This window comes from Frankia sp. CgKIO3 (assembly GCF_977946435.1).
In genome coordinates, this window is record NZ_CDWTMO010000197.1 from 1 (window position 1) to 6,584 (window position 6,584).

Below are 6,584 nucleotides of genomic sequence, written 5' to 3' on the forward strand. Positions count from 1 at the left end.
ACCCCACCCCGCGGCCCGCCGAAGCCCTCAGCCTGTTCGGCCCCCAGGGCGAACGCCTGCACGTCCGCGCCCACCCGGCAACAACAAGTGAGAGCAGCCGGTAGCAAGGGAAGGGAAGGGACGCCAGCGGTAAGAAAGCCCCACCGAAAGACCCGCGAGAACGGCCAACGAATAATGGTGGGCCTGCCTGGCGCAGGACGTTCTGCGCCCGGTTCGGGTGCCGGAGTTCCTCCGAATGTGGGACGTCAGGCCGTGCCGCGGCAACCGGTGCGCGGATAACGTGACTAGCGCCGGCAGCGGCAACACCATCGGGAGCGGAATGTGACACTTGTGCACGATAGACCGGCCGGGCACACGGGCCCGCCGGCGGGCGAGCTCCCGCCCGGGGTTGTGAAAACCCTGGCGCAGTACCTGCGGACGACGTCGCACAAGGACATCGCGCTGCTGTACTTCATGACCTCGCTGGTATTCTTCGCGTTCGCTGGAATCCTGGCGATGCTCATCCGGGCCGAGCTCACCCAGCCGGGTCTGCAGTACCTGTCGAACGAGCAGTACAATCAGGTTTTCACGATGCACGGCACGCTGATGCTGCTGATGTTCGCGACGCCGATCGCGTTTGCGTTCGCGAACTACCTGATCCCGCTGCAGATCGGCTCGCCTGACGTGGCCTTTCCACGGCTGAACGCGTTGTCGTTCTGGCTGTTCCTGTTCGGCAGCCTGACGGTCACCGCGGGCTTCCTTACGCCGAACGGCGCCGCCTCCTTCGGCTGGTTCGCCTATACGCCGCTGTCGAACGCCGCCTACTCGCCGGGCGTCGGCAGTGACCTGTGGGTGCTGGGTCTGACCGTCTCCGGTCTGGGTACCATCCTGGGCGCGGTCAACTTCATCACGACGATCCTTTGCCTGCGGGCGCCCGGCATGACGATGTTCCGGCTGCCGATCTTCTGCTGGAACCTGCTGGTGACCTCGATCCTGGTGCTGGTCGCCTTCCCGGTGCTCGCGGCCGCGCTACTCGCCCTGGAGTTCGACCGCCGGTTCGGCGCGCACATCTTCGACCCGGGTAACGGCGGCGCCGTCCTCTGGCAACACCTGTTCTGGTTCTTCGGGCATCCCGAGGTGTACATCATCGCCCTGCCCTTCTTCGGGATCATCACGGAGATCATCCCGGTGTTCTCCCGAAAGCCGTTGTTCGGCTACAAGGGACTGGTCTACGCGACCATCGGCATCGGGGCGCTGGCGATCGCTGTGTGGGCGCATCACATGTACGTCACCGGCGCGGCGCTGCTGCCGTTCTTCGCTTTCCTGACGTTCCTGATCGCGGTGCCCACCGGGGTCAAGTTCTTCAACTGGATCGGCACGATGTGGCGCGGACAGCTCACCTTCGAGGCGCCGATGTTGTTCGCCGTCGGCTTCCTGGTGACGTTCCTGTTCGGTGGTCTGACCGGTGTTCTGCTGGCCAGCCCGCCGATCGACTTCCACGTCTCGGACAGCTACTTCGTCGTCGGCCACTTCCACTACGTCGTCGCCGGCCTGTTGTTCGCCGGCTTCGGCGGGGTGTACTTTTGGTTCCCGAAGGTCACCGGCCGGATGTTGAACGAGCGGCTCGCGAAGGTGCACTTCTGGACGATGTTCTTCGGCTTCCACCTGACCTTCCTGGTGGATCACTGGCTCGGTGTCAAGGGCCTGCCGCGCAGATACGCCGACTACGGCCCGGACGACGGCTTCACCACGCTGAACACCATCGCCACCGCTGGCAGCTCCCTGCTTGCGCTGTCGACCCTGCCGCTGCTGTACAATCTGTGGTGGTCGTACCGGAAGGGTCGGGTCGTGACAGTGGACGACCCGTGGGGCTTCGGCAACTCGCTGGAATGGGCGACGTCCTGCCCACCGCCGCGGCACAACTTCACCTCGCTGCCGCGGATCCGCTCCGAGCGGCCCGCCTTCGACCTGCACTACCCGCAGGCGGCCGGCGCGGTCGACTACCATGCCACCCCCGAGTTCACCCCGACCCGCGACACCCCGGAGCTGAATACCTGAGAACGCGGCTCACGTTGGCGGCTGAACCGGAACCGCCCCGGGCTGTTGAGAGCCCGGGGCGGTTCAGCCCTGACAGGCCCGGCCCTCATGGGTGGGTGCGGTTCACGGCGCTGCTGGCCGATGCGGCCCGCCGTGAGGTGCGCCCACCGAGGTCGAGACCGCGCTTGCCGACCGGTCGGGCGATCGGCGTCCTGGGCGGGATGGGCGAGTCTGGGTGGGATGGGCGAGACCGCGCGGGGCTACGACTGACGGTTGTAATCTCGGCTAGCTCGTGTTGATTCCATGAGGGTCACCAACCCGCCTGACTCGCATGTACTGGAAGGTGACTGGGTGATGCGCCGCCCTGTACAGCCGGTATCGTTCATAGATGCGGTGGTCAAAAATCTTCGCGCCGAGCTGTTCAGCGGCAATATCGGCAGCAACCAGGCGCTGACCGAAGTAGGCGTCGCCACCCAGTACGATATCGCTCGCCCGACCGCGAAGGCGGCAATCGAGAAGCTGATCGCGGCCGGTCTCCTTGTCCGCGGCAGTCACAAGGTCGCCCGGGTCCCCGAGCTCGGCCCGGACGACGTTCGCGACATCTACAACACGCGCTACTGCCTCGAGCGCGAGCCACTCCGGCTGCTCGCCGCGGCCCGCCGCGTTCCCGCGCAGGCCCGGATGGCCAATGATGAGATCAAGTCGGTGATCAACGGCCCTCAGATCGCGATCGTCGAGCCCGACATGCGGTTTCACCTCAGCCTCGTCGACTCGATGTCCAGTCCCCGCATCAGCGGCATGTACCACAAACTCGCCGGTGAAGTCCGGCTGTGCATGTCGCAGGTACAGGGCCGGGCGCTGCTGAGCGCGGAATCGATCTACGGCGAGCACGCTCGCTTGCTGGAGATGATCGTGACCGGCGATCAGGACGCAGCAACGGTCTTACTCCACAAACACCTCTCCCGCGCGCGAGAGACTCGCGGGCGCTTTCGGCGCCGAACCGGGCCCGGAGGCGGGCTTCGAGTACGAAGCCGCGACGGCGCGCGGGTGACACGTTCGCTCGGACCGCGCATCCATCAAGGTCACGGGAAGTCGTCGACCGGCGTTCTCCAACACGTTCTCAGCCGGCACCGCTAGGATGGGCAGAATCACGGATCGGGCGAGTCGCGTACTCCAGCGTCTCAACAATGTGGACGTATTCGCGCCCCGTTGCGCGTGACATTCCGACCTCGCAGGTCCGGTTGGCCGACGCATGCACCTCGAAGGTGCGGGAGTTGACCTCACGTGCCTCGTTCAACGTCGCCGCCGCAGTCAGCTCGGGATGCAGGAGCCCGCGATCACCGGCGAACGCGCAGCAATTCCAGTCCAGCGGCACGACCACCTCGTCGCTGACCAGCTCGGCGAGTTCCCTGAGTAAAGTCGTGGTGCCCCGCCGCTCGGTCGAGCACGTAGGGTGCAGTACCAGGGACGCCACCCGGCGGGTCACCGAGAGGCGGCCCACGACCTCGGCGCGCACGAATTCGAGCGCGTCCACGAAACGAAGTGCCTCGTAGCCGCCGCCAAGCCGCTCCGCCTCGGCGCGAAGCTCCTCCAGACCTTCTGTGCACGACGCCGTGTCGCACACGACCGGCAGGCGGCCGCCGTCGGTCGCTGCGAGCAGCGCCGGCAGGACCTTGGCCCCGATGACCTCGTGGCCACCCCTGAGACCCTTCGACTTCCACGGCATACCGCAACACATCGACGCAATGCCCTTGGGCACCCGTATCGCTACTCCGGCACGCGCGCACAGCGTCAGCATCGCGGGCATGACCCCGCCGCTGGACGACGACGAGCCGAACATGGCACCGACGCACGCCGGGAAGTACACGGCGCACGCCTCTGCGGCAGCCACGACCGCCCGGCGCCGGTACCCCCCCGCGGGGCAGCGAGGCGTCATACTGGGGCATCCTGTCGGTGCCCAACGTTCTGCGGGCCAGGGAGATCGCGGCTGTCGGCAACGCCGGCGGCAGTGCGGCGGCGGCAGAAAGCGCCTTCCCAGCCAGTGCGGTGGTCGCCCCCCAGTGGCGGGCCGCCGAGCGCCACAGCGCGTCCTCGCCCTTGTTCACCCTCTCGGCGCGCAGCTCTCGCACGAGTGATCCGGTGTTGATCTACACAGGGCAAGCGGTCTGGCACATACCGTCGACCGCGCAGGTGTCGACCGCGTCATAGCGGTAGGCCGCGGACAGCTCGTCGGCGAGCCCCTCGTCTCCCTCCCGCCGCGCGGCCTCACGCTCCCGCAGCAGGGCGATCCGCTGCCGAGGAGTCAGGGTCAGCGCCCGGCTCGGGCAGACCGGTTCGCAGTACCCGCACTCCACGCACATGTCCGCGCCGTAGCCGACCGTCGGCACATCCTTGAGATTGCGCAGATAGGAGCGAGGATTATCGGACAGCACGACCCCCGGGTTGAGGATTCCCGGCGGGTCGAACAGCCGCTTCACCTCCGTCATGACGTCATACAGTTCATCGCCGTACTGGCGACGGACATACCCCGCCATGATCCGGCCGGTGCCGTGCTCCGCCTTGAGCGTCCCCTTGTGCTCGAGCACCAGCTCGACCATTTCCTCGGTGAACGCGTGGTAGCGTTCCAACCGCGCGGGATCCTGGAAGGTCTCAGTGAGCATGAAATGGATATTGCCGTCCTTGGCATGGCCGAAGATGACACTGTTCTGATAGCCGTGCGCGTCGAACAGCTTCGTGAGTTCCTGGCACGCTACCCGCAGGTGCGGCACCGGAACCGCCACATCCTCCAGCAACGCCGTGGTCCCCGCCTGGCGCGCTCCCGCGACGGCCGTATAGAGACCCTTACGCACATGCCACAGGTCCTTTCGGCGCCGCGGGTCCGAGGTCAGCTCCAGGGGCGACTCGGTCTCGAGCCCATCGCACACGCCGCCGGCCCCGGACACCTTGTCGGCAAGCTCCTCGGTGGTCGCTGCCTGCAGCTCCACCAGGAGCGCAACCTGGTCACGCACTTCCAGCGAGCCGATCTCAGCCGGTGTCGCGCCGAGGGTCTGCGCAACGGCAAGGGACCGAGCGTCCATCAGTTCGATCGTCGCGAAACCCCACGTCGACCAGCTCGGGCAGCGCGGCGGTCGCGGTGGCGAGGTCACGAAACACCGCCAAGCCCGTCGAGGCGTGGGGAAAGAGCTCCACCGTCCGGAACGTGGCCGAGGCGACGAACCCGAGCGTGCCTTCGCTACCGATCATCAGATGGGCCAGGATCTCGACGGGACGCTCGTAGTCGAGAAACGAGTTGAGACCGTAGCCCATCGTGTTCTTCATTGAAAACTGCCGACGCAGCGTCGCCACGGACGCCGGGTTGCGGCAGATCCGCTCACGGAGCCGCAGCAAGCCCTCATACAGATCGGGTTCCAGCGCGCGCAGCCGTTCATCCGCGTCCGGCGCACCGGTGTCAATCACGGATCCGCTGGATAGCACCACGGTCATCGCCTCGAGCGTCTGGTAGGCGTTCTGCCCGGTACCGCAGGCCATTCCGCTGGAATTGTTGGCAATGACTCCACCCAGGGTGCAGGCGACCTCACTCGCGGGGTCGGGACCGAGCTTCCGCCCGTACGGACGCAGCCGCGCGTTCGCGGCACGGACGGTCACGCCAGGCTCGGCGCGCAGACGGTCACCACCGTCGAGCACCTCGGCCGACTGAAAACCGGGTCGCACGTCGACCAGGATCCCATCGGTGACGCCCTGGCCGCTGAGGCTCGTCCCGCCCGAGCGGAACGTCAGGTACGAACCACTTCGCCGGCATCTCGCAAACAGCGCCGCCACATCGCCCACGCCGGCAACACGTTCCACTGCGGAAGGCACCAGGGATAATGCGACGCATCCCGCGCCATCGCGTAGCGCAGGACCGGACGGCCTGCCACGGCCGGCCCCTGGCCATGCCCGCCGCGGCTCCCCGCTACCTCCGCTACCTCCGCGCCAGTGGGACGCCCTTCAAGACTCATCGCCCGTCCTCTCCAGACAAGGAAAGTCTGACAAGTATACATTCGCACACCCCGCGGCGCGTCACCTCGGCTGCCCTACGATGTCCCTGCCACCCAGCGTCACTGCCACCCAGGGCATCGAACCCTGATCACGAGCCCGTGGCGGCTGTGACTGCTACGACCATGGGCGAGGTGCCGAGCGTGGGGGCCACCCGTCGCCGACGGTGTGAAAACAGTCGTTGGAGCTCGGTACCCCAGGCGGCCTGTCGCCCACAGCAAGAGCCATGAGCTCGGAAAGGGTTTATAATGATCTTTATCACCGCCAAGTTCCGGATCAAGCCGGAGCACGCCGACCAGTGGCCGGAGATCTCACGGGCGTTCACCGAGGCGACCCGCGCTGAGCCGGGCTGCAAATGGTTCGACTGGTCCCGCAACATTGAGAGCCCGACCGAGTACGTACTGGTCGAGGCATTCCAGGATGGCGACGCCGGAGCCCCAGGATGGCGACGCCGGAGCCGCGCACGTCCAGTCCGACCACTTCAAGGCCGCCCGGCAGACACTGCCGAAGTACCTCACCGAGTCTCAATGCCG

The 6,584-nt window shown here is 66.7% G+C and carries 6 protein-coding genes; 3 read left to right on the plus strand and 3 right to left on the minus strand.

Features of this window, described 5'->3' with window-relative positions; all coding sequences use genetic code 11:
• Nucleotides 1–321: 321 nt before the first annotated feature.
• Nucleotides 322–2,037 carry an aa3-type cytochrome oxidase subunit I gene (ctaD, locus tag AC08OJ_RS17515; RefSeq protein ID WP_462187685.1) on the plus strand — a complete coding sequence of 572 codons (1,716 nt, stop codon included), beginning with the start codon at nucleotides 322–324 and terminating at the stop codon, nucleotides 2,035–2,037.
• A 282-nt stretch (nucleotides 2,038–2,319) separates the two neighbouring features.
• Nucleotides 2,320–3,153 carry a GntR family transcriptional regulator gene (locus tag AC08OJ_RS17520; RefSeq protein ID WP_476596299.1) on the plus strand — a complete coding sequence of 278 codons (834 nt, stop codon included), beginning with the start codon at nucleotides 2,320–2,322 and terminating at the stop codon, nucleotides 3,151–3,153.
• Here the strand turns inward: AC08OJ_RS17520 and AC08OJ_RS17525 are convergent.
• The 3 genes from AC08OJ_RS17525 to AC08OJ_RS17535 form a co-directional block, all read right to left on the minus strand.
• Nucleotides 3,137–3,952, minus strand: a complete 816-nt coding sequence (locus AC08OJ_RS17525; protein WP_476596300.1) for a heterodisulfide reductase-related iron-sulfur binding cluster — start codon at nucleotides 3,950–3,952, stop codon at nucleotides 3,137–3,139. The genes AC08OJ_RS17520 and AC08OJ_RS17525 overlap by 17 nt on opposite strands.
• Before the next feature lie 211 nt (nucleotides 3,953–4,163).
• Entirely contained in the window at nucleotides 4,164–5,093 is a 930-nt protein-coding gene (locus AC08OJ_RS17530; RefSeq protein ID WP_476596301.1) for an FAD-linked oxidase C-terminal domain-containing protein, read from the minus strand.
• Entirely contained in the window at nucleotides 5,041–5,844 is an 804-nt protein-coding gene (locus AC08OJ_RS17535) for an FAD-binding oxidoreductase (RefSeq protein ID WP_476596302.1), read from the minus strand. The genes AC08OJ_RS17530 and AC08OJ_RS17535 overlap by 53 nt, the downstream gene beginning before the upstream one ends.
• A gap of 455 nt (nucleotides 5,845–6,299) precedes the next feature.
• Here AC08OJ_RS17535 and AC08OJ_RS17540 point away from each other — a divergent pair.
• The coding region (locus AC08OJ_RS17540) for a putative quinol monooxygenase (protein ID WP_476596303.1) at nucleotides 6,300–6,584 on the plus strand (285 nt) is incomplete at its 3' end.